This is a genomic window from Kitasatospora sp. Ki12, assembly GCF_054601375.1.
Genome location: NZ_BAAIHT010000002.1, coordinates 740,156 through 762,826, shown reverse-complemented (window position 1 = coordinate 762,826; position 22,671 = coordinate 740,156). Strand labels below are relative to the sequence as shown.

Below are 22,671 nucleotides of genomic sequence, written 5' to 3'. Positions count from 1 at the left end.
ACGGTGTTTCCGCAGCTCGGCGGTCTAGGCGTCGGTGGAGGGGTGGCCCGGTGTGCGGCGTCGTCGGTACCGGCAGCCGCAGGTCTTCTGCGAAGAGTGAACCCTCGCCACATCCGGCCGCACGACAAACGGAACAGCGGTTCTGTATGGTGAAGCCCACAAGCAGAACAGCGATTCTTTTTGCAGGAGGTGCGATGCCTCGACTCACCGACGCGCGCAAGGAACTCCGACGTGCCCAGATCACCGAGGCCGCCGTCCGCTGCTTCAGCCGCAACGGCCTGGAGCGGACCTCGATCGCCGACATCACGGCCGAGTCCGGCCTGTCGACCGGCTCGATCTACGCCCACTACCGCAACAAGGCCGACCTGGTCCAGGCCTCCGCCCACGCGGTGCTCGCCAAGCGCGCGGAGGCCCTCGGCGAGTACGCCGGGAGCGACACCCCGCCCGACCCCGACGAACTGCTCGACCGGCTGATCGCCGGCATCGACCCGGTCGAAGCCCGGGTCGGCGTGCAGACCTGGGGCGAGGCGACCAACAACCCGGTCATCCACGGCATCGTCGTCGACACGATCGACCGGATGCGCGCGATGGTGCACGACAGTGTCACCGCTTGGCTGGTCAAGGTCGAACACCTCGAACCGGCCGAGGCCCAGGAGCGCGCCACCCCGATCGCCCACCGGGTGCAGAGCCTCTACCTGGCCCAACTGCTGTACACCGCCCTGCAGTCACCGACCGAGGAGACCGCACCATGACCACCCCGACCGCTCCGACCGCTCCGTTCGCCGGCCGCACCGTCTCCCGGGTCGGCTACGGCGCCCTGCAGCTCGAACGCCTGCACCACAGTCGCGACGAGGCCGTCGCCCTGCTGCGACGCGCGGTCGAACTGGGCGTCGACCACGTGGACACCGCTCAGTTCTACGGCTTCGGGTTCGCGAACCGGGTCATCCGCGAGGCGCTGCACCCCGAGGACGGCGTCCTGGTCGTCACGAAGGTGGGGGCCGACCCGGATCCGGGCGGGCCGATGCCGCTGCGGCTCGCGCAGCGCCCCGAACAACTGCGCGCCAGCGTCGAGGAGAACCTGCGCAGCCTGGGCGTCGACCGGCTCCCCGTGGTCAACCTCCGCCGGCTCGACTCCGGCCCCGGCCTGCGCCCCGACGGCGACCAGCTGGTCGACCTCGACGACCAGCTCGACGTGATGACCGCCCTGCGCGACGAGGGCAAGATCGGCGCGATCGGTCTGAGCTGCGTCACCCTCGACGGGCTGCGGCGCGCCCTGCCGGCGGGCATCGCCTGCGTGCAGAACGCGTACAGCCTCGTCTCCCGCGACGACGAGGAGCTGCTGCGGCTGTGCGCGGCGGAGGGCATCGCCTGGGTGCCGTTCTTCCCGCTCGGCGGGTCCTTCCCGGCCCTGCCCAAGGTGACAGACGAGCCCGCGGTGCACGCCGTGGCCGAATCCCTGGGCGTCACACCCTCGCAGGTCGGCCTCGCCTGGCTGCTGCACCGCGCCCCCAACGTGCTGCTCATCCCCGGCACCGCCGACCCCGCCCACCTCGAGGCCAACACGGCGGCCGGCCGGATCACTCTCGACGCCGCCGCCCTGGCCGCCCTCGACGCCATCGAGTCCCGCTCCGCCGACGTTCCCATCGGCTGACCGCCGCGCCCCTGTGAGGACGGATCATGAAAGCCATCGTCTACCGCGAGAACGGCGGCCCGGACGTCCTCCGGCTCGTCGACCGCGACCTGCCCGTGCCCGGCCCCGGCGAGGTCCGCGTCCGGGTCGCCGTGTCCGGGGTCAACCCGACCGACTGGCAGGCCCGTTCCGGCCTCGCCCATGCCAAGCAGTTCCCCGAGGTCACCCCGCACCTGGACGGTGCCGGCGTGATCGACGCCGTCGGCGAGGGGGTCGACCGGAGCCGGGTCGGTCAGCGGGTCTGGTTGTTCATGGCCGCCGCCGGGCGGCCCACCGGCACCGCCGCGGAGTTCACCGTCGTACCCGCCGAGCGGGCCGTGCCGCTGCCCGACGGGGCCGGCTTCGACGCCGGCGCCGCACTCGGAGTCCCCGCGCTGACCGCGCACCGCGCGCTCACCGTCGCCGAGGACGGCCCGCGCCGCCTGCGGCCGGGGGCACTGGACGGCGCGGTCGTGCTCGCCGCCGGCGGGGCCGGGGCGGTCGGGCACGCCGTGATCCAGCTCGCCCGCTGGGCCGGCGCGACCGTGATCAGCACGGTCAGCGGACCGGAGAAGGCCCGGCTGGCCACCGCCGCCGGCGCCCATCACGTGGTCGACTACCGAGCGGGGGATCCGGCCGCCGAGATCCGCGGGATCGCCCCGGACGGCGTCGACATCGTCGCCGAGGTGGCGCTCGGCGCGAACATCGCACTGGACCTGGCGGTGCTGCGGGCGCGCGGCACGATCGCGACCTACGCCAACGACGGCGGCAAGCCGGTCGAACTGGACGTGCTGCACAGCATGGTGCTCAACGCGCGCCTCCAGTTCCTGGTGCTCTACACGGCCGGTCCGCAGGCGCGCACCGCGGCCGCCGAGGACGTCGCCGCCGCGCTCCGCGACGGCGCCCTGCCGGTCGGCGCGGAACACGGCCTGCCGCTGACCCGCTTTCCGCTCCACCGCACCGCCGACGCGCACCGCGCGGTGGAGAGCGGCACGGTCGGCAAGGTTCTGGTGGACATCACGTCCTGACGCCACGCTGTGCCCCACCTCGCCCCACACTGCGCCCCACCTTGCCGCGAGGGTCCCGACCTGGACCGGCGGGGTGGGGCGCGCTCGTGGTCGGATCTCCCTCGTCACGCGCCCGGATGCGGCGCGGATGCGCCGAAGCTAGTTTGTGTACGGGAGATTCGCGCTCGTAATGCTCGCAACGCTTGTGAGGCGGCGAACCCGGCGGGCGCTTCGGTCCTGGTGAAACGGAACCAGCCGGCGACAAGCCCGATGCGAGGCGGCCTCGATCGAGGCGATGCCGCACGACAGTAACGGAACTCCCGCAGAACGACGACCTGAGCATCGCTCGGTCTTTCAAGAAGCGGAAGGGTGTCGCAGATGGCAGGGAGATTGTCACGGGCCTGGACAGCGGACGAGGCTGCCGAACACCGGCGATCACGCGGTCCGGACCGGACGGGCGAGGCCGTCCCGGTGGATCGGACGGAGCAGGTCTCCAGCGGTGAGGACCACCGTCCTGGCGTGGAGAGCGACTACGCCGGCGACGACGGCCGTGGCGACGACCCCACGCCGCAGGGGGGATGACCGTGGGACTCTACTTCCAGAACAGCACGTCGACGACGGTCTGGTTCGCTTACGCCTATGCGAACGGCGACTGCGCCTCGGAGGGCGACCCGTGGTCGAAGACCGGATGGTTCATGGTCACCCCGCACACGGATCTGAAGGTGCGTTCCGGCCCGGTCAACGGGGCGAAGTACTTCTTCTACGCGGAGAACCAGGACAGAAGTCTGAGCTGGGGTGGCGAATTCCTCACCCAAATGCCGGACCGGGCATTCGACTGGTGCTGGACCACGGGGAGCACCGACTCCCGGCTGCTCGGCATGAAAAAGATCATCGTGCCGGTGACCTCGGTCAACCACACGATCAACGTCATCGGGCCCTGAGGGGCCGGGCCGGCCGCGCGGCAGTCGTGAAGGCTGCCGCGCGGCCATGGTCGTTTCAGGGCGGATCGGCTCGGCGTGCAAACAGTCGAAGGGCTCAGCGCCGGTACGCGGCGGTCGCGATCTCGACGAACGATCGGATCAGCGGGTTGCCGTCGCCCTCGTTCCACACCGCGACCACGCGGCTCGGCGCCAGATCCGAGAGCGGCACCACGGTCAGCTCGGGGGCCAGGTCGTGGCCGAGCGGGGCCAGGCCGACGGTGCCGTTCCACAGCACGGCCTGCAGGCACTCGTGGACGGCACGCACCACCGGGCCCCGGCGCGGGCTGCCGCCGTGCCAGTACGACTGCCACACCGGGTCGGTGTCCGGCGGGAACCGGAACCAGCTGCGCCCGTCCAGGTCGGCCAGCCGCAGCCGGTCGCGGCCGGCCAGCGGGTCGTCGGCGCGCAGGACCACGCCGACCGGATCGCTGCGCAGCGTACGGACCGTCAAGGCGGTCTCGTCGAAGGGCGCCCGGGTCAGGGCGACGTCGACCAGTCCGGCGCGCAGCCCGCAGGTCGGGTCCGTCAGGTCGGTGTCGCGGACACGGATCTCGACGCCGGGATGGCTGCGGCGGTACGCGGCGGCCATCCTGGCCGTCCCCGGGTCGGTGCCGTCGCCCAGGATGCCGACCGTGATGCTCGCGGTGCCCGCCGCCGTGCTCACCCGCAGCCGTACGCGGTCGGCGTGGTCGAGCAGCGCCCGCGCCTCCCGGAGCAGCACGGCGCCCACCGGGGTGAGCGTGACCCCGGTGGGGGAGCGGTCGAACAGCGGGGCCGCGACGTCGGACTCCAGACGCCTGATCGCCCGGCTCAGCGGCGGCTGGCTCATGTGCAGTCGGGTGGCGGCCCGGCCGAAGTGGAGTTCCTCGGCGACGGTCACGAAGTAGCGCAGGGTCCGTAGCTCCACGCTGCCACGATACCCAGGAGGTATCGGGATCGCGGAACAGGTCTTGGACAGCCCCGGCCGTCCGGCGGTGGACTCGTGACCATGACCGAAGAAACGCACGGCAGCGAAATGTACGGAAGCCGAACGAGCGGCGGCGAACCGCCGACCCGGCCCACGCTCTCGGTGGTCGGGCCCGGCGAGGGCGAGACCATCGTCCTGGGCACCACCCGCATGCGCGTCCTGGAGGACGGCAGCCACACCGGGCACCGCCTGGCGATCGCCGAGTCCGTCCTCGCCCCGCACACCCAGGGACCGCCCCAGCACCGCCACGCCGGGCACGACGAGGGCTTCTACGTCCTGTCCGGCACGGTGCGGTTCACCGTCGGGGACGAGCACCACGACGCCACGGCGGGCACGCTCGTGGTGGTTCCGCCCGGCACCCCGCACACCTTCGCCAACCCGACCGACCGGCCCGCCGTCATGCTGAGCACCTTCACCCCCGACCTGTACGTGCAGTACTTCCGGGAACTCCGGGACGTGCTCGCCGCCGGCCGGCCGCTCACCCCGGAGGCCAACATCGACGCGATGAGCCGCTACGGGACCGAGCCCGCAGCCGATGCGACCTGAAGCCGCCGCGCCCGAACCGTACCCAGCCGCTCCCAACTGCCACCGACGGCCGCCGGTGGCCCCTGTCCACGAACGGGAATCATGAACCTCGCCTACGGGATCGTCGCAGTGCCGCTCGCCCTCTTCTACCTCTACGCGGGCGCGCTCAAGGTGAGCCGCGGCCGTGACCGGCTCCGGCCGATGATGGACTGGGTCGACCGGGTGTCCCTGCCCGCCGTCCGGGCGCTGGGGACGGTCGAACTGCTCGGCGCGGCAGGGCTGCTCCTGCCACCGCTGACCGGCGTCGCCACCGGGCTGGCGCCGGCGGCGGCGACCGGGTTCGTCCTCCTGCAGGTCGGCGCGGTGGCTGTCCACCTGACCGGTGGGGACCGCCGGATCGCGCTCAACGCGGGGCTCCTCGCCGCGGCGGGAGCGGCCGTCGGGCTGGCCGGCGGTTGGTGAGCGGGGGCGCCGTCCGGGGTGGGCGGTCCCCGCCGGCTCGGGCAAGGGGGGGACGCGACTCAGGCGGGGGTCACTCTCCCCAGTTGCATTTGGTCTGGAGTGCTTTGCCCGCGTCGTAGGGGACCATGTCGTAGTGCCAGGCTTCCAGGTCCCAGGTCGGACCGCCGAAGTGGCTGCTGCCGTCGGGGTAGGAGTACGACGCGTGGCAGTACAACTGCTCGTAGGTCGAGTGCATTTCGCCCTGCGAGGCGTGCGGGAACATGAGCGTGTTGGACCAGACCTGCTTCCAGTTGTCCGCCGGGTCGCTGGAAGCGGTGTCCGAGTGCGAGGTACTCGCGAACGCGGCGTCGGTCGGGGTGACGTGCGTGGAGCGCTTGTTCTGGTCCGCCAGGTTCATGTAGACCTCGGTCTTCTTCACCCACTTCGTGTTGGTGATGCCGCCGTAGCCGATACATGCGGTGTGGCAGCTTTCGAAGGCGTTGGACTGGCCGCCGCTGTACAGGATGTAGCGGCCGGACTGGAAGTTCTGCCGTACGCCCGTGTTGTTGTTCTCGTTGCCTCCGACGTAGTCCTCCTTGTATTCGTCGGACGTCGGGTAGCCGTAGTAGCCCCTCTCGTACCCGTTCTCTCCCCACCACCAGCCGGTGAGGCCGTGGACGGCGTGGGCGCCGGTGTACTGGCTCCAGTAGACGGTGCCGCCCTGGAACTGCTGGCGTACGCCGTAGCCGTCGGGGTTCGTGAGCTCGTCGGTGAGGGGGTAGCCCAGATAGCCGCGCTCCCAGCCCAGGTCGGCCCAGTGCTGGCGGATCAGGCCCCACACGGCGTGCGCGCCGGTGCCGGGGGTCCAGTAGATCGAGCCGTTGTCGAAGACCTGGAAGCGGCCGACGCCGTCGGGGGTGCCGAGTTCGTCGCTGGTGGGGCAGCCCAACGACCGCTGGACGCCGGGGGTCTGGGTGTACTCGGTCCAGATGGCGCCGTCCACGGAGTGGGACCCGCAGAACACTTCGGCGGACGCGGGGGTGGCGCCGATGGTGAAGCCGGCGGTGACCAGGGCGAGGGCGACGGCAGGGGCTGCCAGGAGTGCTCCGATACGGCCGAGTGAAGGATGCATGTCATCTTTCTGCCCCGGCCGCGGGTACACGAACCCACGGCCGGCCGGATGCGCCATGTCCCTTGCCCTGTCAGCCAGTTGTGGCCGCCTTCGGGAGGATAGCCCAGACCCCGGGCCGTCCTCAGCGGGTGAGGGTAGGGACTCCACCGCCCTCGACGTGCTTGAGGTGGACGCCGGGGAGGTGGCGGCACCAGGTGGCGGAGATCGGGGCGAGCGTGGCTGCGGTGAGCGGGGTGGGGCCGAGGCCGATGGGCAGGTGGGTGAGGCCGTCGGAGGTCCGGTACGGGTGCGGCCAGGCGTGGAGGCGGGTGGCGCCGGCGTCCTCCAGGGCGGCGAGCAGGGCGCGGAGGCGGCCGCGGACCAGGCCGAGGGAGGCGTCCCCGGTGGTGACCACGGCCCAGGCGGCGTGGCGGCGGTGGAGCGGGGGCCGGGTGAGCAGGGCGGGCCAGGGGTCGGGGTGTTCCGTGGTGAGCTCCCAGGCGCGGTAGAGCTCCTCGGTGAGCAGGTCGCGGGTGTCCGCGCTGACCTGGGTGGTGCAGCTGCGGACGGGGGAGGAGGGGGTGAGGACGGTGACCGGTTCCGTCGACTGACTGCTCGTCAGATTGCCGGCAAGGGAGACTGGTTGGCGCCAGTCCCAGCTCGCCCAGGTCTCGGTGAACTGCCGGAACAGGTCGCAGTCCGTGTCGTCGTCGTCCAGGACGGTGCGGGCGGCGAGCACCGACCAGGCGAGCGAGGGGAGTTGGCCGAACGGGGCCGAGTCGAGTCCGCGCGCCCGGGCCCAGGCCTTGACCTGACAGGCGAGCCGGACGAAGCGGTCGTGCTGGTCGCCGATCGCCGCGCGGATCGCCTCGGCGTCGGTGACCGCGCTCAGTGCCACGGCTTCCGCCTCGCCCAACTCGCCTCGGCCCTCGACGGCTTGGGCCGGGTCGAGGGAGCCGGTGAAGACGACGACGAGGTCGACGGACAGGCCGTCCGCCGTCATCCGCAGTCCCGGTACCCGGGCGCCGCGTACCTCGCGCAGCTGTCGGGCCTCCGGCAGGGCGCCCGCCACCCGGGTGCGGACGCCGGGCAGGTCGGCGGTGCCGGGCAGGGCCGCCACCAGGTCCAGGTCGGCGCCGTCCAGGTGGCAGCCCAGCCGGCGCGAGCCGACCACGTGGACCACGCCGTCCGGCAGCGCCTTCGCGATCCGCTCGGCCAACGCCCATGCCGTGGCGGTTCGTTCGGGAGACTCCGGCTGTGGTGCGGCGCCCGCCTCCTCCGGCACCGGCCGCACCTCGCCCGTCCCCAGCGTGATCACCGCGCGCGGCCGCATCGGCTCGGAGCCCCGGCGGGAGAGCACCACCAGCTCGCCGACCCGGGCCGAGACCCCGGGGAGCCCGGCCGCGCACTCGGCGGCCACCCGCTGCGGGTCGGTGCTACGCCCGAGCGTCAGGTGCGGGGTGAAGCCCTCGGCGCGGCCGCGGCAGCGGGGGAAGCGGCGTTCCAGCGCGTGCCGCAGGGCAGCCCAGGGCTCGGCGGAGGCGGCGGCCGGGTCCAGCCAGACGGTGGCGTCCTCGCGGTGGCCGAAGGTGTGCACGCCCTCCAGCCGCGCGGTGAACGGGGCCGTCTCGGCGGCGGCCGCGCCCAGCAGCGGCAGGGCGCGGTCGAAGTCGGACTCCGGGACGAAGCCGAACAGCAGGTTGACGTGCGGCGGCCAGCGGCGCAGCTGTGGGTCGTGCGCGGCGCGCAGCCGCTGGATCGGCGGCCACAGCTCCTCGGGCGGCAGCCAGGCGACGGCGGTGCGGGCGGTCGGCGCGGTGTCGAGTCCGTCCGGCGCGGCGTGTGCGTCGCCTGCGCCGTCCGTGCCGTCGGTGCCGTCGAGGGTGAGGTCCACGGCGAGGCCGTAGTGGTCGGAGGGGTGCAGTCCGTCGGCGCTCGGGCGGTCGCCGAGCAGGGTGGCGGCGGTGACGCGGGTGCGGTCGGCGCGGTGCAGGACGCGGTCGATCCGGCCCGGGCGGCCGGTCAGTGAGGAGACGGCGGCGAGCGGATTGGCCGTCGGATCGAAGGTGGGGGTGTCGTCGGCCGGGCCGTGCACCTGCGTCCAGGCGTCGCGGAGGCCGAGCGCGGCGGCCGGGCCCGCGCTGCCGGAGCGGGCGTCGTTGAAGTCCCCGAGCAGCAGCAGTTCACCCTCCAACCCGGCGAAACCCTCGGCCAGCAGGGCGAGTTCGGCCTCGCGGCGGGAGGCGCCGTCGGTCGAGTGGTCGCTGCTGAGGTGGACGGCGGCCACGGTCAGTGGTTCGGCCCCGGCCTGTACGGTGATCGCGGTGACGGCCTTGTGCGGGCCGAGCGTGTGGAGCCCGGCCTCCAGGACGGGCAGTCGGCTGAGCAGCAGCAAGCCGTGCTCGTCGACGTCCCGCCCGAGCGGGTCGGTGCCCAGGGTGTACCGGGCGCGGACCCAGGGCGCGGCCAGCAGCAGGGCGACCAGGGCGGGCTCGACCTCCTGCAGGGCGATGACGTCGGCGTCGGCGGCCTCCAGCGCGGCGAGCAGCAGCGGGCGGCGACGGGCGGTGGCGATCCGCTCGGCGTCGTAGCGGTCCCAGAGGGTGTTCCAGGTGACCACACGCAGGCCGGTGACCACGCGCAGGTCCCTGACCGTCGGAGCCACGGTTCGGACCGCCTCCGGCTCGGCACCGGCCCATCCGGTCTCCGCCCGCCAGGCGTACGGCGTCGTCGCCGTGAAGAAGGGCGAGCGCAGGCGGCGCGGCTCGGTGCGGCGCCCGGCCTCGGTGGTGTCGAGCAGGTCCACGCCGGACGCGCGGTCCCAGACGACGACGCCGTCGGCCTCGACGTGCTGCACCCGGTGCCAGGGGATGTCCCCGGCGGCCGTGAAGGCCTCCAGCGGGACGCGCTTGACGCGGTCGTCGCGCTGGCGCACGCCCAGGGTGAACCGGGCCGGGTCGAAGCGGGCGTCCCAGCGGATGCGCTGGCAGATCTGTTCGATGGGACGCATCAGTCCTCCTCGGCGTCGAGCGTGCCCGCCGTGTCTTCCACGGTGCCACCTGCGCCGACGTACCAGGTGCGGTGCGCCTGGCCGGGGTAGGGCGGGCTGAAACGGTACAGCTGTGCGGTGAGCACCTCGGCGGGCACCGGGTGCGGCCGTACGGCGTTGCGGCGCAGCAGCTCCTCCTCGTCGACCACCAGGACCACCTGGGTGACCAGGGCGTCACGGCGCCGGGCGACGGCGTGGACGTGGGAGCGCTGCTGGCGGTTGAGCGAGGTGGCGTCCCAGACCACGGTGGGGCCCGCCGACGGGACGCCCGCGCGGTCGTCGGCCCCCGGGCGGTCGGCGTCCGTACGGTCGGCGCCCGGACCGGCGAGGGCGGTGTCCAGCCTGGCCAGGCCCTCGCGCAGCACCACGGCGTTGTCGCGCTGGTCGGCCCGCGAGCCCCGGGCGGCGCGCAGGTCGTCCAGGCTGATCCGGGCGTCGACGCCGGTGAGCGCGGCGGCGAAGGCGCTCTTGCCGCTGCCGGAGGGGCCGCAGAGGTGGAGCAGCCGGGGGAAGCGGCCGTCGCGCCAGCGCCATGCGGCCGCCACCGCCTCCTCGGCGGTCTCGACGGTGGTGATCCGGCCGAGCGCGTACGCCTCGCGGGTCTGCGCCCAGCAGCGGTCGGCCGCGTCCCGGTCGAGGCCGGCGAGCGCCTCGCGCAGACCGGCGCGCAGCCGGGTGAGCGGCGCCTGCGGCGAGGAGTCGAGCAGCCCGGCGTCCTCGGCGTACAGGGCGGACCAGGCGACCTGCTCGCGTTCCGCCTCCCCGGGGGCGGCGGCCGCGGCGACGGCGTGCAGCACCCCGAGGTCGGCGGCGCCGGAGAGCCGGACCAGCCCGGCGCGGCGGTCCTCGTCCGGGTACGGCTGGTGCAGCCCGGGGTGCAGTCCGACCAGGTCGGCGACCCGGCGGGCCAGCGGCAGCCCGAGCGGCCCGGCCAGCCGCGGGGCGAGCGACGAGCGGCGTTCGGTGCGCAGCGCGGTGGCGAGCACCCCGGCCAGCCGGGCGTCCCCGCTGCGGCCGAGCTCGTCCAGCCGGGCCGAGGCCTCCGCCAACTCCTCGGGTGGGCAGGTGAGTTCGGGAATCCCCAAAGCGGCTGCCAGGGCGGGAAGTTCGGGCAGCGCACCGGAGCGTACGGACCAGAGCGCGGCAGCCGGGCCGAGCCCGTTCTCCACCACGGCGGCGTGCATCCAGTGGGTGTCGGTGCGCACATGGTGCGGGCGGACCCACTTGGCGACCCGCTCGCCGAACTCCGCCCGGGGGAAGCCCCGTACGGTCCGTACGACGTAGCCCTCCTGTCGGTCCGGATCCGTCTTCAGAGCGCGCAGGGCCCGCTCGTCGAAACGGCCGCGCCACAGCACCCGGGGCGCCGGGACGCCGAGCCGGCGCAGGAAGCGGACGGTGTCGTCCCAGTCCAGGCAGTGGTCGCGGTCCGTCCAGACCGAGAAGCCGTAGAACCAGCTCTCCAGGTCGGTGTACGGGATCGAGTGGCGGGCGAACAGGTTCTCGCCGCAGATCCGCCAGCCGTCCGGGATCCGCCCGCCGATCCGGCCCTGGAGGCCCTTCACCCAAGCGCGGGAGGGGTGGTGGGCGGAGTCCAGCGAGCGGGCGTGCAGGCCGTCGGCGTACAGGGTGGTGTTCTCGCCGTCGAGCTTCTCGGTGACGACGACCTCCGCGCCGGCGAGTGCGCTGAGGTCCCCGGTCCGTACGTCGTCCGCAGCCGCCCCGGGTGACCAGGGCAGATGCGGAGTCCGGGGGTAGTGCACGCGCATGTCCGGGCTCCCGTGAACGTCAGTGATCCGGCGGACACTGTAGGAGCGGCGGTTCGGCGCGGGCCACCGATTAACGGTGCGGCTGGCGGCGGGGCGGGCGGTGCGGCGGGCGGCGCGGCGAGGGTGGGTGTGACGGGGCCACCCTCCGGTGCCTTCCGGCGCCCGTACCCCCGCGACGTGCGGCGATACTGGCACGCATGGCCGACTCGATCATGACTCCGAACAGCCTCGGCGACTACCTGCGGGCCCGGCGGGCGCTGGTGTCGCCCGAGGACGTCGGCCTGCCCCCGACCGGGCGCCGGCGGGTGCCCGGGCTGCGCCGCGAGGAGGTCGCCGAACTCGTCGGGCTGAGCACCGACTACTACGTACGCCTGGAGCAGGGGCGCGCCGACCGCCCGTCCGACGAGGTGCTCGACGCACTCGGCCGCGCCCTACTGCTCGGCCCCGCCGAACGCACCCATCTGCGCGACCTGGCCCGCCCGCCCCGGCGGAGCGCGGCAGGGGCATCGGCACGGGCGCGGTCGCGGAAGGAGCCGGCAGACCAGGTGATTCGGCCGGCCCTGCGGCTGGTCGTCGAGGCGATGCCGCTCACCCCGGCCGTCCTGATGAACGACCGCAACGACGTCCTGGCCTGGAACGGGCCGGCCGCCGCACTGCTCGCCGACTTCGCCGAACTCCCGTCGAGGGAACGGAACATGGCCCGCCTGATCTTCCTCGACCCGCGCGCCCGGGAGATCCACCCCGACTGGGACGAGGCCGCCCGCAGCACGGTCGGCATCCTGCGGATGGCCGCCGGACGCCGGCCGCACGACCCGGAGCTGGTCCGGCTGGTCGGCGAACTCACCCTGGGCAGCGCGGAGTTCCGCACCCTGTGGGCGAGCCGCTATGTGCACGAGAAGTCCCACGGCCCCAAGCGGCTGCGCCATCCGGTCTTCGGCGAGCTGGAGTTGGCCTACGAGACCTTCCGGGCGCCCGGCGACAGCCACCACCTGCTGGTGGTCTACACGGCCGAGCCCGGCAGCCCGGCGGAGCGGGCGCTGCGACGGCTCGCCGGTGCGGCCGAGGCGGTCACGGAGCCGAACTCGGCCTGAGCGGAGCCGAACTCGGCCTGAGCGCACGCCAGGTGAGCAGCGCGCCGATCGCGGACAGCGCGGCGAGCAGCAGCCCGGCGGTGTGGAAGGCGCCGGTGAAGGCCTCCGCCACCGCGGCCCGCTGCCCCGGCGCCACCTGCCCCTGGACGACGGCCCGCCCGGCGAGGTCGGCCGCCGTGCCACGAGCCATCGTGCCGCTGGCCGCCGTTCCGCCGTCGGTCACAAGGCCGTCGGGGAGCCCGCCCGCCCGAAGCCGGGCCGCGGTGAGCGAGGAGAGCAGGGCGGCCGCGCCCGCCACGGCGACCGACTCCCCGGTGATCCGCAGGGTGTTGAAGACACCGGCCGCGGCCCCGGCGCGCTCCACCGGGACGGTCGAGACGGCCGCGTTGTCCATCACCCCGAAGGCCAGGCCGACGCCCACGCCGAACGGCAGCAGCGGCAGGGCGAGCGCCGCCCACGAGCCGCCGCCGTCCAGCGTGGTCAGCAGCAGGGCGCCCGCCGCGATCAGCATCGAGGCAGCGGTGAGGACCGCCCGCACCGACGTACGGTCCGCCAGCCGTCCGGCGACCAGCGGGAGCAGCAGAACCGGCGCGGTCATCGGCAGCAGGAGCAGCCCGCTGTCCAGGGTGCCGAGGCCCGCCGTGCCCTGGAGGTAGGTGGGCAGGTACACCAGCAGCACGACGAAGCCGAGGGTGACCGTGAACGGCTGGCAGACCACAGCAAGGAACTCCGGCCGGCCGAAGAGACGGACGTCGAACAGGGCGCGGTCGGCGCGGCGCAGCTCCACCACGGCGAACAGCAGGAGCAGCAGGCCGGCGGCCGCGAACAGTCCCAGCGGAGCGGGCGCCGCCCAGCCGTCGGTGGTCGCCCGGGCGAAGCCGAAGGCGAGCGCGGCGAGCCCGGAGGTGAACAGGGCGAGCCCGGCGAGGTCCAGCGGCGGCCGGCCGGGGCCGTCGGCGGGGACGGCGGGGACGGTGGCGATGGCGGGGACGGTGGCGACGCCGGGGGAGCGGGACTCCGGGACGCGGGTCGCGCAGAGCCCGGCGGGCACCGACAGCCCCGCGACCAGCAGGAACACCGACCGCCAGCCCAGCCCCTCCACCAGGGCCCCGGCCACCGGCGGCCCGATCGCCAGCCCCGTACCGAAGGAGGTGCCCAGGATCCCGAACGCCAGCCGCCGGCGCGGCCCCGAGGTGCCGTGGGCCAGCACCGCCGCACCCGAGGCCAGCACCGCCGCCGCCCCGCCGCCCTGGACGGCCCGGGCGGCGTCCACCAGCGCCATCGACGGCGCCAGCGCGACCAGCAGCGACATCGCCCCGACCAGCCCGATCCCGGCCAGCAGCACCCGCCGCCGCCCGTACCGGTCGGCGAGGCCGCCCGCCGCGAGCGGCAGCGCGGCGAAGCCGATGTTGAAGGCGTTGAGCAGCCACTGCGCGCCGCCGACCGACGAGCCCAGGTCGGCGGCCATGCGCGGCAGGGCGACGGCGGCGCCGATCACCGAGAAGGGCAGCATCAGGGAGGCGGAGGCGACGGCGGTGACGGTCGGCCAGAAGCGCCGCCCGTCGGGCTGTGGGCGTGAGCGCGCAGGGGTGGTGGGATCCGGAGTCGTGCTGTTCATGGGACCGATCGTTCGCCGGCGCCGCGCCCCCGGGAAGGGAACGCCGTTCCCTGGGAACCGCAGTCCTCCCTTCACCGCCCCCGCCCCTCCTCGTCGATCTCCCCTTCGACCCTCGCGACACGCGGGCAGGAACGTCCCTGCACCCGACCGGCCGTACGCCGGGGTGCAATGGGCGCGCCCCGTACGACGTCAGAGGAACCCGAGGGAGGCCACACGGTGGACACCAGGACGAAGGACGCCGACCCGGTCCGCGTACTCGACGTGTCGAGCGCCGACTACCGCCGGGTGTTCGAGCTCTTCCTCGCCGGGACGGACGAGAAGCCCGTCACCCACGCCCGGCTGGGCGAGCTCGTCGCCACCCTGCCGCACCGCCGCGTCCTGCTGGACCTCGGCGCCGGCGACGGCCGCACCACCGCCTACCTGGCCCGCTCCTTCGACCGTACGGTGGCCGTCGAGCCCAGCGCGGCGATGCGGGAGAAGCTCGCCGTCACCTGCCCCGAGGCCGTCATCCTCCCGGACCGGCTCGACCGCGCCCAGCCGCCCGAGCCGGCCGACCTCGTCCACCTCTCGCACGTGCTCTACTACGTCCCGGAGGCGGACTGGTTCGACACCGTCAGCCGTGCCCTCGACTGGACGGCCCCCGGCGGCACCCTGCTGGTCGTCCTGCAGAACCCGGAGAGCCCCTGCATGCGGATGGCCGCCCACTTCTCCGGCGTCCGCTACGACCTGGCCCCGCTCGCCGCCCGGCTGCGCGCACAGCACCCGGAGGACGACATCGCCCTGGAGGCCCTGGACCTCCACTACCGCTCGCCGCACCTCGCCGAGGCCGTGGACGTCGCCGAGTTCATGGTCAACGTCGCCGACCTCGCCACCCTCGACCCCCGCCCCTCCCGCGCGGCCCTCACCGCCTACGTCCAGGACCACTTCGCCCGCCCCGACGGCGGCTACGCCATCGGCCACACCCAGGACATGCTCATCGTCCGCCGCCCCTTGCCGTCCTGACCGACCGGCCCCCCGACCGGCTCAGCCCCGTGTGCGCCCGCGGAGCCGCCCTGGTGAGCTGTCCGGGGAGCCCGTCACCCGACCAGCCCCCCGATCCGCCCCCGACCAGCCCCCGACCGCCGCCCGACGGAGGACCCCGTGCCGGACCCGACGACGTCGTACGCCGACCTGCGCGCCCTGGTGATCAACTGCACCCTCAAACGCTCCCCGGAACGCAGCCACACCCAGGGCCTGATCGACGTCTCCACCGGCATCCTGAAACGCCAGGGCGTCACCGTCGACGTCCTCCGCGCCGTGGACCTCGACATCGCGACCGGCGTCTGGCCGGACATGACCGAGCACGGCTGGGAGACCGACGAGTGGCCGGTCATCTACTCACAGGTCATGGCCGCCGACATCCTCACCCTCGCCGGGCCCGTCTGGCTGGGCGACAACTCCTCCGTGATGAAGAAGGTCGTCGAGCGGCTCTACGCCTGCTCGTCGATCCTCAACTCCGAAGGCCAGTACGCCTACTACGGCCGGGTCGGCGGCTGCCTGATCACCGGCAACGAGGACGGCGCCAAGCACTGCGCGATGAACGTCCTCTACAGCCTCCAGCACCTCGGCTACACCATCCCCCCGCAGGCCGACGCCGGCTGGGTCGGCGAGGCCGGACCCGGCCCGTCCTACCTCGACCCCGGCTCCGGCGGGCCGGAGAACGACTTCACCAACCGCAACACCACCTTCATGACTTGGAACCAGCTCCACCTCGCCCGCATGCTGAAGGACGCCGGCGGCATCCCGGCCCACGGTAACCAGCGCTCGGAGTGGGACGCCGGCTGCCGCTTCGACTTCGAGAACCCCGAACACCGTTGAGGGCACGGCCCGAGTGAGTTGACGAGCCGGCCGAGGCGAGCGGACCGTCGCGGGATACCGGGATACCGGGGACAGCACGACCGAGGAGACCGTCCATGGCCGACGACCAGCCCACCGAGACCACCGCAGACGAGCCCGAAGCCGCCGAGACCACCGCCCGGCCGACGACCGTCAAGGCCACCCAGCCGGTCGGCCGTCAGAGGCTCGAGACCAAGACCATCCAGGGGCAGATCATCACCCACACGATCGTCAAGCCCCTGCCGGAGTAGCAGTCCGAGGGGTGACCGCCCCGGTGACGGGCGCGGCTCGTGCCGAGCCCGGATCGCCGCCACGGGACTGCCACACCACGAGGGCTTCGAGGCGCTGCACGCTGATGGTCCGGGAGCACCGGGCGTTCGGACAGCCCCTGGGAGCGGGTCACTCGGTTGACCTCGTGGGACGGCGGCCGACGGCGTCAGGTGCGAGGTTGGGGGCACCTGTCGGATGTCCTGTGTGGGAGAGGTGGTCGGAGCATGGGCTGGTCGCTGTCCGTTCGTCGTCCGGCGGCGTTGGCCGCCGTTCTTGTGGTGTCCGTGATGGGTGGGGCGGCGCCGGCCCGGGCGGCGGGGGTCGTCGAGCACTTCGACATGACGCACACGGAGACCTACAGCGCGCCGCTGGAGGGCTGCCTGCCGCCGGATCTCATCGGGACGGTCACGCTCACGGAGCACTCCACGGGGCAGGTCGTGTCGAACGGGGCGACGGTCGTGATCACCGGGACGAACGAGGTCGACTTCCACATGGATCTACCCGACGGACGGTACGTGCAGAGCGGCCTCAATCGGGACGACTTCCAGGTGGTGCTGCGGCTGCCGTACACCACGGTGGCCAACGTCAGCACCCAGGACGAGCGCACGATCCACGCCGCGGACGGGACGGTCATCGGGACCCTGACGATCCACGAGGACCACCAGGTCGTCTACCGGGACCTGAACACCAACGGGGAACCGGACCCGGGTGAGGTGACCGTCGAGCGACACGAGTTCCGGCTGACCTGCGGCACGCCGCAGGCCTTCGGTGCCGAGAAGGCCCGAGAAGGCCCGGGACGGCCCGGAAAGGCCGCCACAGGTCCACGGCGAGCGCGGGTTCCTCGCGGGTGAGCCGGCCGGTGGCGGCGGGGCCGCTGCTTCGGCTCGAACAGGCTCGAACGGGAGCGAACGGACCTCGGCGCTTCCGGTGTTGTGCGTGGAGTGGTCCACGGCCGGGAACCACATCGTGCCGTCGTGGCGCGGAACCAGCGCCCCCCAGAAGCGAGTTACGGGCGGTCGCCCCCTGCGGCTGGTTCCGGCAGCACGTGGGCCGGGCCGATCGCGCTCACGTACGTCTCGCTGCCGGGCGGCCACGACCGGTCCGAGGTCGCGATCAGGACGTCGGGCAGTCCGGCGACCCCGGGGCGGAGCTCGACGCGGTGGTCGTGGCCGCGGAAGTCGCTGCCGAGGACCTTCGCCGGGACGGAGCCCGCCACCGGCTGGGCGGTGAGCCGGAGTCGGCCCGGGCGGAGCAGGGCGAGGCCGCTGCGGACCGTCGGGGCGGGCCCGGCCAGCGGCAGGGTGCCGAGCGGGGTGCGGGCCTCGGCCGCGGTGATCTCGGCGGGGATCAGGTTCGCCTCGCCCAGCACCCGGGCGACGGCGGCGTCCGCCGGGCGGTGGTACAGCTCGTCGGGGCTGCCGGACTGGGCGATCCGGCCGTCGCGCAGGACGGCGACGGTGTCGGCGAAGGAGAGCGCCTCGTCCTGGTCGTGGGTGACCAGGACCGCCGTGGTCCCGGACTGCCGGAGCGTGGCCGCGACCTCGCGGCGCAGTTCGGCGCGCAGCGTGGCGTCCAGCGCGGCGAACGGCTCGTCCAGCAGCAGCAGGCGCGGCCGGGGCGCCAACGCCCGGGCCAGGGCGACGCGTTGCTGCTGGCCGCCGGAGAGCTGGTGCGGGCGGCGCTCGCCCAGCCCGGGCAGGCCGACCAGGTCCAGCAGTTCGCCGACCCGGGCGCGGCGCTGCGAGCGCGGCAGGCCGAAGCCGATGTTGGCGGCGACGCTCAGGTGCGGGAAGAGCGCGCCGTCCTGCGGGACCAGACCGACACCCCGGCGCTCGGCGGCGAGCGGGCTGCGGCCGTCGTCCAGCATCCGCCCGTGCAGCACGACCTGCCCGGCGGCGGCCGGGTGGAAGCCGGCGAGCACCCGCAGCAGGGTGGACTTGCCGCAGCCGGAGGGGCCGAGGACGCAGGCGAGGGCGCCGTCCGGCACGGTGAGGTCGATGCCGTGCAGGACCGGGCTGCGCCCGTGCGCGGCGTGCAGGTCGACGACGGACAGTCCGGTCATGAACCACTCCGGAGGGTGCGGTGGGTCAGCAGGAGGACGGACGGGACGGAGAGCGCGACCATGAGGGCCGCGTACGGCGCCGCGGCCCCGTAGGCGAGGCCGCTGGTGTAGACCCAGAACTGGGTGGCCAGGGTCTGGGTACCGGTGGGGCGCAGCAGCAGGGTGGCGGTCAGCTCGGTGGAGGCGGTGAGGCCGACCATGGCGACGGCGGCGCCGAGGCCGGGCAGGACCAGCGGCAGGGTGACCCGGCCGAGGACGGCGAGCGGCCGGGTGCCGAGGGAGCGGGCGGCCTCCTCGACGCCGGGCGGGACCTGGGCGAGGGCGGCCCGGACCGCGGTGAGCGCGAGCGGGAAGAACAGCACGACGTACCCGGCGACGAGCATCGGCGGCTGCTGGTACAGGGGTTGGGCCCAGTGGACCGCGAAGTACACCACCGAGAGCGCCACCGCGATGCCGGGCAGCGCCCGGGTGAGGTAGGCGACCCGCTCGACGGCGCGGGCCGGCCGGGTGCCGCGCCGCCAGCCGTACAGGGCGACCGGGACAGCGGCGGCGGTGGCGACGACGGCCGCGCCGAGCGCGTACCCGAGGGTGGCCGCGGTGGCGCCGAGGACGGAGGCCGAGGGCAGCGTGGTGGAGCTGCCCTTGAGCAGCCAGTACCCCAGCGCGTACAGCGGCACGCCGAGTGAGACGCCGACCAGCGCGGCCAGGGCGACGAGCGCCGGGGCCGTCCAGCCGCCGAGGCGTACGGGCGGCGCGGTGCGGGCGAGGGCGCCGTGCCGGGTGACCCGGGCCCGGCGGCCGGCCCAGGCCTCCAGGCCGACCAGCAGCAGGGCCAGTGCGACCAGGACCAGGGTGAGCAGGGAGGCCGAGGCGGCGTCGAAGCCGAGCTTGTACTGGGTGAACACGGCGGTGGCGAAGGTGGTGTAGCGCAGCATCGCGAAGGCGCCGTACTCGCCGAGCAGGTAGAGCGAGACGAGCAGGACGCCGCCGGCCAGCGCCGGCCGGGTGAGCGGGAGGGTGACCCGCCACAGGGTGGCCAGGCGGCCGCGGCCGAGCGAGCGGGAGACCTCCTCGGCGGCGGCGTCGCCGTGCCGCAGGGCCGCCGCGACCGGCAGGAACACGAGCGGGTAGAGCGAGCAGGTCATCACGAGCACCGCGCCCCAGTAGCCGTGGACGGAGCGGAACAGCGAGACCCAGGAGTAGCCGCGGACGAACTCCGGTACGGCCAGCGGCAGGGCGAGCGCGACGGTCCAGGCGCGGCGCCCGGGCAGCGCGGTGCGTTCGACCAGGTAGGCGGCGCCGAAGCCGAGGACGGCGGTGGCGAGGGTGACAGCGGCGGTCAGGCCCAGGGTGTGCCCGAGCAGGGTGGCGATCAGCGGGCGGCCGAGGAGACGCCGGGTCTGGTCCCAACCGGCCTGCGCGGCCTGGGCGACGACGAAGCCGAGCGGCGAGGCGACCAGGGCGACGACGGCGACGGCGGCGGGCGCGAGCAGGCCGGTGGCCCGCCACCGCCGCAGCGGGGGCGGGCCTTCGGGTCGGAGCGGGAAGGTCACTGGAGCAGACCGGCGTCCTGCAGCAGCGACAGGGCCTGCTTGCCGTCGCCCAGCTGGGCCGGGTCGGCAACGGTGCCGATGCCGTCCAGGGCGGGCAGTTCGGGCTTGCCCTTCACGCCGTCGACCAGCGGGTACTCGTGGCTCGCGGAGTCGGCGATGACGGTCTGGGCGGGGGCGGAGGCGAGGTAGCCGAGGAAGGCCTGGGCGGCCGCCTGGTGCTTGCCGTGCTTGAGGACGGCGGCGCCGGAGACGTCGACGAGGGCGCCCGGGTCGCCCTTGGCGAAGTAGTGCAGGGTCGCGTGGGTCTCGGCGGCGCCCTTCTCGTCGCGCATCCGGTAGAAGTAGTAGTGGTCGATGACCCCGCCCTCGACCTCGCCGCTGTTGATCGCGACGGAGAGGTCCTCGTTGCTGTCGTAGACCTTGGCGTTGTCCTTGAGGCCCTTGAGCCACTGCTTGGCCGCGTCCTCGCCCTTGGCCTTGAGGACCTGGGTGACGACCGGGGCGAAGTCGGTCTCACCGGGGGCGATGCCCAGGCGGCCCTTCCACTCGGGCTTGGCCAGGTCGAGCACGGAGGCGGGCGGTGCGGTGTCGGCGCCCTTGCCGGTGGCGGCGAGGAAGGCGGAGGTGCGGGCGGAGATGCCGACCCAGTCGCCCTTGCCCGAACTGTCGGCGGCCGGAACGGCCTTGAGGGTGTCGGGGGCGACCTTGGCGAGCAGGCCCTTGTCACCGAGGACGGTCAGCGCGGGCGGGTTCTCGGCGTAGAAGACGTCGGCCGGGGAGGCGTCGCCCTCCTGCAGGATCTGGTTGGCCAGCTCGGACTCGTCGCCGGAGCGCAGTTCGACCTTGATGCCGGTGCGCTTGGTGAAGTCCTCGGTCAGGGCCTTGACGGTCTGTTCGTGCTGGCCGCTGTAGACGGTGATGCTCTGGCCGGCCAGGGCGGTGCCGGAGGCGGTGGGGGAGGCGCTGCCCCCGCCGGAGCTGCCGCAGGCGGTGAGCGCGAGGGCGCAGGCGGCGACCAGGGACAGGCCCACGAGGGGGCGGACGGTTCCGGGCATGGTGAGGGTCCTCCGAAAGGGCGCGGATCGACCGTCGGCCCTTGCGGATTGCGAGGGGGGACGGCCTGACGGCACGAGAACCTAAGGCAGGAAAGGCTTGCCTAACAAGTGTCGGAGCGTCACATCTCGGCCCGGTCGCGGCAGGGTAGAACTTCGGTGAGCGAACCCCCAAGCCCACGCAAAATGCCCTTCAAGTACAGGTCAGAGCAACGGTGTACGACCGGTTGTCGGGGGCTTCGCGAGACTGGTGACTGACTACGCTGAGTAGTGGCTCTCGGGTGTGAGTGAACCGCCGGCAGATCGGGCCGGGCCACTCGGGCGAGGCAGGCGTGAACCACGGTCGGCGGTGTCGTCCTGACCGTCGCCGCCGACGAGATCAGGGGTTGGGCGATGCGGGCCGAGGCCGTCGGTCGCGGGCCAGGCGCACCGCACCGCGGCCGGCCGCTCCCGCGGGGCCGTGTCGGTATCACTGCTTCGCAGCGCAGCCAAGTTGCCGCTTCGCATGAAGCTGAACTCAGCCGAGAAGCGCGAGCTGTTACCGAAGGAAGCACATGCCTGAGCAGCTCATGAGTGTCAAGCAGACTGCGGAGTACCTGAACATGTCCGCCGCCTGGATCTGCCGGGAGGCTCCGCGCGTTGGACTCGTCCCGTGCAAGTTTCGGACAAGGACCGAACGCGAAGCTGCAGTTCAACGTGTCGGAGGTGCAGGCACGGGTGAAGCAGCAGCGGATCTCGGGGGTGTGAGACCGGCCAGAACGCGACGAGGCCCTGCCCTGGTGAGGGGCAGGGCCTCCTGGCATTCAGGCAGCGCGGCCGAGGTCGAGGACCTGGGCGGCGCGGCCGATGGAGCCGGGCATGAGGTGGCGGTAGATCTTGAAGGTGACGTCGATGCTCCTGTGGCCCATCCAGCACGGCTACGACGGTGCCAGGCTCCCTGCTCCCGAGCTGCCGGACCTTCCGCTTGTCCGTCAACCGGGTGATCCGGCTGGCCGGCCCGATCGACGTCCGGGTACTGCCGCCGCCCGGGCCGGATCTGCTGGCCCTGGTGGTCGAACGGGCGGCGGACGTCGCCGTCCTGGTGGTGTTCCTGGCGGTCGCCGGGATCATCAGCCACCTCATCGACGGACTCGCCCGCCGCTCCCAGCAGGCCGCCCGCGCCTGCGCGGAGGCGCAGGTGCTCGCCCGGCTCGCCGGGGAGTGGCGGGTGGGCTTCGGCGGGTACCTCGGCGACGAACTGCGCAACATCACCTTCGCCGGTGAACAGGACGCGGCGGAGCGGGTGTTGGCCGCCTTCCAGCAGTACCAGCGCGACGACCGGAAGATCCGCGAGCTGAACGCCCAGGGCAAGCTCAAGGAGGCCGTCACCTTCAACACCGGCCTCAACCCGGGCCAGTCCAATGCCGACTTCGGTGTGCTCAGCGCCGCCCTCGAGGACAACCAGGCGATCAACCAGCGAGCCTTCGAGGCCGCGGTCGCCACCGCCGACGGCGACCTCGACGCCACCTCCGCCGCCCTCGGCGCGGCGGCCCTCGCGGCGGTGCTCGCCCTGACCGCGCTGGGAGTCCGGCCCCGTCTGCGTGAGTTCGCCTGACAGCGAGGGCACAGGGGCCGCCGACATCCGGTTCGTCGTTC

Annotated in this window: 20 protein-coding genes; 12 read left to right on the top strand and 8 right to left on the bottom strand. The window is 73.7% G+C overall.

All coding sequences use genetic code 11. The features are described 5' to 3' along the window. Positions 1-194: 194 nt before the first annotated feature. The 4 genes from ACYP53_RS20930 (at position 195) to ACYP53_RS20915 (ending at position 3,617) form a co-directional block, all read left to right on the top strand. Positions 195-752, top strand: a complete 558-nt coding sequence (locus ACYP53_RS20930) for a TetR/AcrR family transcriptional regulator (RefSeq protein WP_189914443.1) — start codon at positions 195-197, stop codon at positions 750-752. Then, positions 749-1,651, top strand: a complete 903-nt coding sequence (locus tag ACYP53_RS20925) for an aldo/keto reductase (RefSeq protein ID WP_459648481.1) — start codon at positions 749-751, stop codon at positions 1,649-1,651. The genes ACYP53_RS20930 and ACYP53_RS20925 overlap by 4 nt, the downstream gene beginning before the upstream one ends. Positions 1,652-1,677: 26 nt before the next feature. Continuing rightward, positions 1,678-2,697 carry an NADPH:quinone reductase gene (locus ACYP53_RS20920; RefSeq protein WP_459648480.1) on the top strand — a complete coding sequence of 340 codons (1,020 nt, stop codon included), beginning with the start codon at positions 1,678-1,680 and terminating at the stop codon, positions 2,695-2,697. Between the two features lie 563 nt (positions 2,698-3,260). Further along, on the top strand, positions 3,261-3,617 hold the full coding sequence (locus tag ACYP53_RS20915) for a DUF1036 domain-containing protein (protein WP_189914439.1): 357 nt from the start codon (positions 3,261-3,263) through the stop codon (positions 3,615-3,617). A gap of 94 nt (positions 3,618-3,711) precedes the next feature. On the opposite strand, the gene ACYP53_RS20910 is transcribed toward ACYP53_RS20915, so the two are convergent. After that, positions 3,712-4,563 carry a LysR family transcriptional regulator gene (locus tag ACYP53_RS20910; protein ID WP_459648479.1) on the bottom strand — a complete coding sequence of 284 codons (852 nt, stop codon included), beginning with the start codon at positions 4,561-4,563 and terminating at the stop codon, positions 3,712-3,714. Between the two features lie 108 nt (positions 4,564-4,671). Here ACYP53_RS20910 and ACYP53_RS20905 point away from each other — a divergent pair, with 108 nt between their 5' ends. After that, positions 4,672-5,169 (top strand): cupin domain-containing protein, encoded by a 498-nt coding sequence (locus tag ACYP53_RS20905; RefSeq protein ID WP_459649801.1) that lies wholly within the window; start codon positions 4,672-4,674, stop codon positions 5,167-5,169. An 81-nt stretch (positions 5,170-5,250) separates the two neighbouring features. Continuing rightward, positions 5,251-5,610 (top strand): DoxX family protein, encoded by a 360-nt coding sequence (locus tag ACYP53_RS20900; RefSeq protein ID WP_459648478.1) that lies wholly within the window; start codon positions 5,251-5,253, stop codon positions 5,608-5,610. Positions 5,611-5,680: 70 nt separating this feature from the next. On the opposite strand, the gene ACYP53_RS20895 is transcribed toward ACYP53_RS20900, so the two are convergent. From ACYP53_RS20895 to ACYP53_RS20885, 3 genes are all read right to left on the bottom strand, one after another. Continuing rightward, on the bottom strand, positions 5,681-6,721 hold the full coding sequence (locus tag ACYP53_RS20895) for an LGFP repeat-containing protein (RefSeq protein WP_459648477.1): 1,041 nt from the start codon (positions 6,719-6,721) through the stop codon (positions 5,681-5,683). Between the two features lie 121 nt (positions 6,722-6,842). After that, positions 6,843-9,710, bottom strand: coding sequence for an RNA repair domain-containing protein (locus tag ACYP53_RS20890; protein ID WP_459648476.1), 2,868 nt, complete (start codon positions 9,708-9,710; stop codon positions 6,843-6,845). Continuing rightward, a complete protein-coding gene (locus tag ACYP53_RS20885) occupies positions 9,710-11,515 on the bottom strand; it encodes an RNA ligase family protein (protein ID WP_459648475.1) in 1,806 nt (601 codons plus the stop codon). The genes ACYP53_RS20890 and ACYP53_RS20885 overlap by 1 nt, the downstream gene beginning before the upstream one ends. Positions 11,516-11,712: 197 nt before the next feature. On the opposite strand from ACYP53_RS20885, the gene ACYP53_RS20880 reads away from it, so the two are divergent. Continuing rightward, positions 11,713-12,606 carry a helix-turn-helix transcriptional regulator gene (locus ACYP53_RS20880; protein ID WP_459648474.1) on the top strand — a complete coding sequence of 298 codons (894 nt, stop codon included), beginning with the start codon at positions 11,713-11,715 and terminating at the stop codon, positions 12,604-12,606. Here ACYP53_RS20880 and ACYP53_RS20875 read toward each other — a convergent pair. After that, positions 12,584-14,224 carry an MFS transporter gene (locus ACYP53_RS20875; RefSeq protein WP_459648473.1) on the bottom strand — a complete coding sequence of 547 codons (1,641 nt, stop codon included), beginning with the start codon at positions 14,222-14,224 and terminating at the stop codon, positions 12,584-12,586. The two genes, ACYP53_RS20880 and ACYP53_RS20875, sit on opposite strands and share 23 nt — an antisense overlap. A gap of 216 nt (positions 14,225-14,440) precedes the next feature. Between ACYP53_RS20875 and ACYP53_RS20870 the strand changes: the two genes are divergently transcribed. The 4 genes from ACYP53_RS20870 (at position 14,441) to ACYP53_RS20855 (ending at position 17,220) form a co-directional block, all read left to right on the top strand. Further along, on the top strand, positions 14,441-15,226 hold the full coding sequence (locus tag ACYP53_RS20870) for a class I SAM-dependent methyltransferase (RefSeq protein WP_459648472.1): 786 nt from the start codon (positions 14,441-14,443) through the stop codon (positions 15,224-15,226). Between the two features lie 138 nt (positions 15,227-15,364). Continuing rightward, the gene (locus ACYP53_RS20865; protein ID WP_459648471.1) at positions 15,365-16,081 is read left to right on the top strand and encodes a flavodoxin family protein; all 717 of its coding nucleotides are present in this window, start codon (positions 15,365-15,367) and stop codon (positions 16,079-16,081) included. A gap of 95 nt (positions 16,082-16,176) precedes the next feature. Next, positions 16,177-16,350, top strand: coding sequence for a hypothetical protein (locus ACYP53_RS20860; protein ID WP_189914427.1), 174 nt, complete (start codon positions 16,177-16,179; stop codon positions 16,348-16,350). Positions 16,351-16,707: 357 nt separating this feature from the next. Continuing rightward, positions 16,708-17,220, top strand: coding sequence for a hypothetical protein (locus tag ACYP53_RS20855; RefSeq protein ID WP_459648470.1), 513 nt, complete (start codon positions 16,708-16,710; stop codon positions 17,218-17,220). A 155-nt stretch (positions 17,221-17,375) separates the two neighbouring features. Here ACYP53_RS20855 and ACYP53_RS20850 read toward each other — a convergent pair whose 3' ends face one another. Genes ACYP53_RS20850 through ACYP53_RS20840 form a run of 3 tightly spaced genes read right to left on the bottom strand, consistent with a single transcriptional unit; the run spans position 17,376 to position 21,039 of the window. After that, positions 17,376-18,431, bottom strand: coding sequence for an ABC transporter ATP-binding protein (locus tag ACYP53_RS20850; RefSeq protein ID WP_459648469.1), 1,056 nt, complete (start codon positions 18,429-18,431; stop codon positions 17,376-17,378). After that, positions 18,428-19,984, bottom strand: a complete 1,557-nt coding sequence (locus ACYP53_RS20845; protein ID WP_229928413.1) for an ABC transporter permease — start codon at positions 19,982-19,984, stop codon at positions 18,428-18,430. The genes ACYP53_RS20850 and ACYP53_RS20845 overlap by 4 nt, the downstream gene beginning before the upstream one ends. Next, positions 19,981-21,039, bottom strand: a complete 1,059-nt coding sequence (locus ACYP53_RS20840) for an iron ABC transporter substrate-binding protein (RefSeq protein ID WP_459648468.1) — start codon at positions 21,037-21,039, stop codon at positions 19,981-19,983. The genes ACYP53_RS20845 and ACYP53_RS20840 overlap by 4 nt, the downstream gene beginning before the upstream one ends. A 961-nt stretch (positions 21,040-22,000) precedes the next feature. Between ACYP53_RS20840 and ACYP53_RS20835 the strand changes: the two genes are divergently transcribed. After that, positions 22,001-22,630 (top strand): hypothetical protein, encoded by a 630-nt coding sequence (locus ACYP53_RS20835; protein ID WP_459648467.1) that lies wholly within the window; start codon positions 22,001-22,003, stop codon positions 22,628-22,630. Positions 22,631-22,671: the final 41 nt, after the last annotated feature.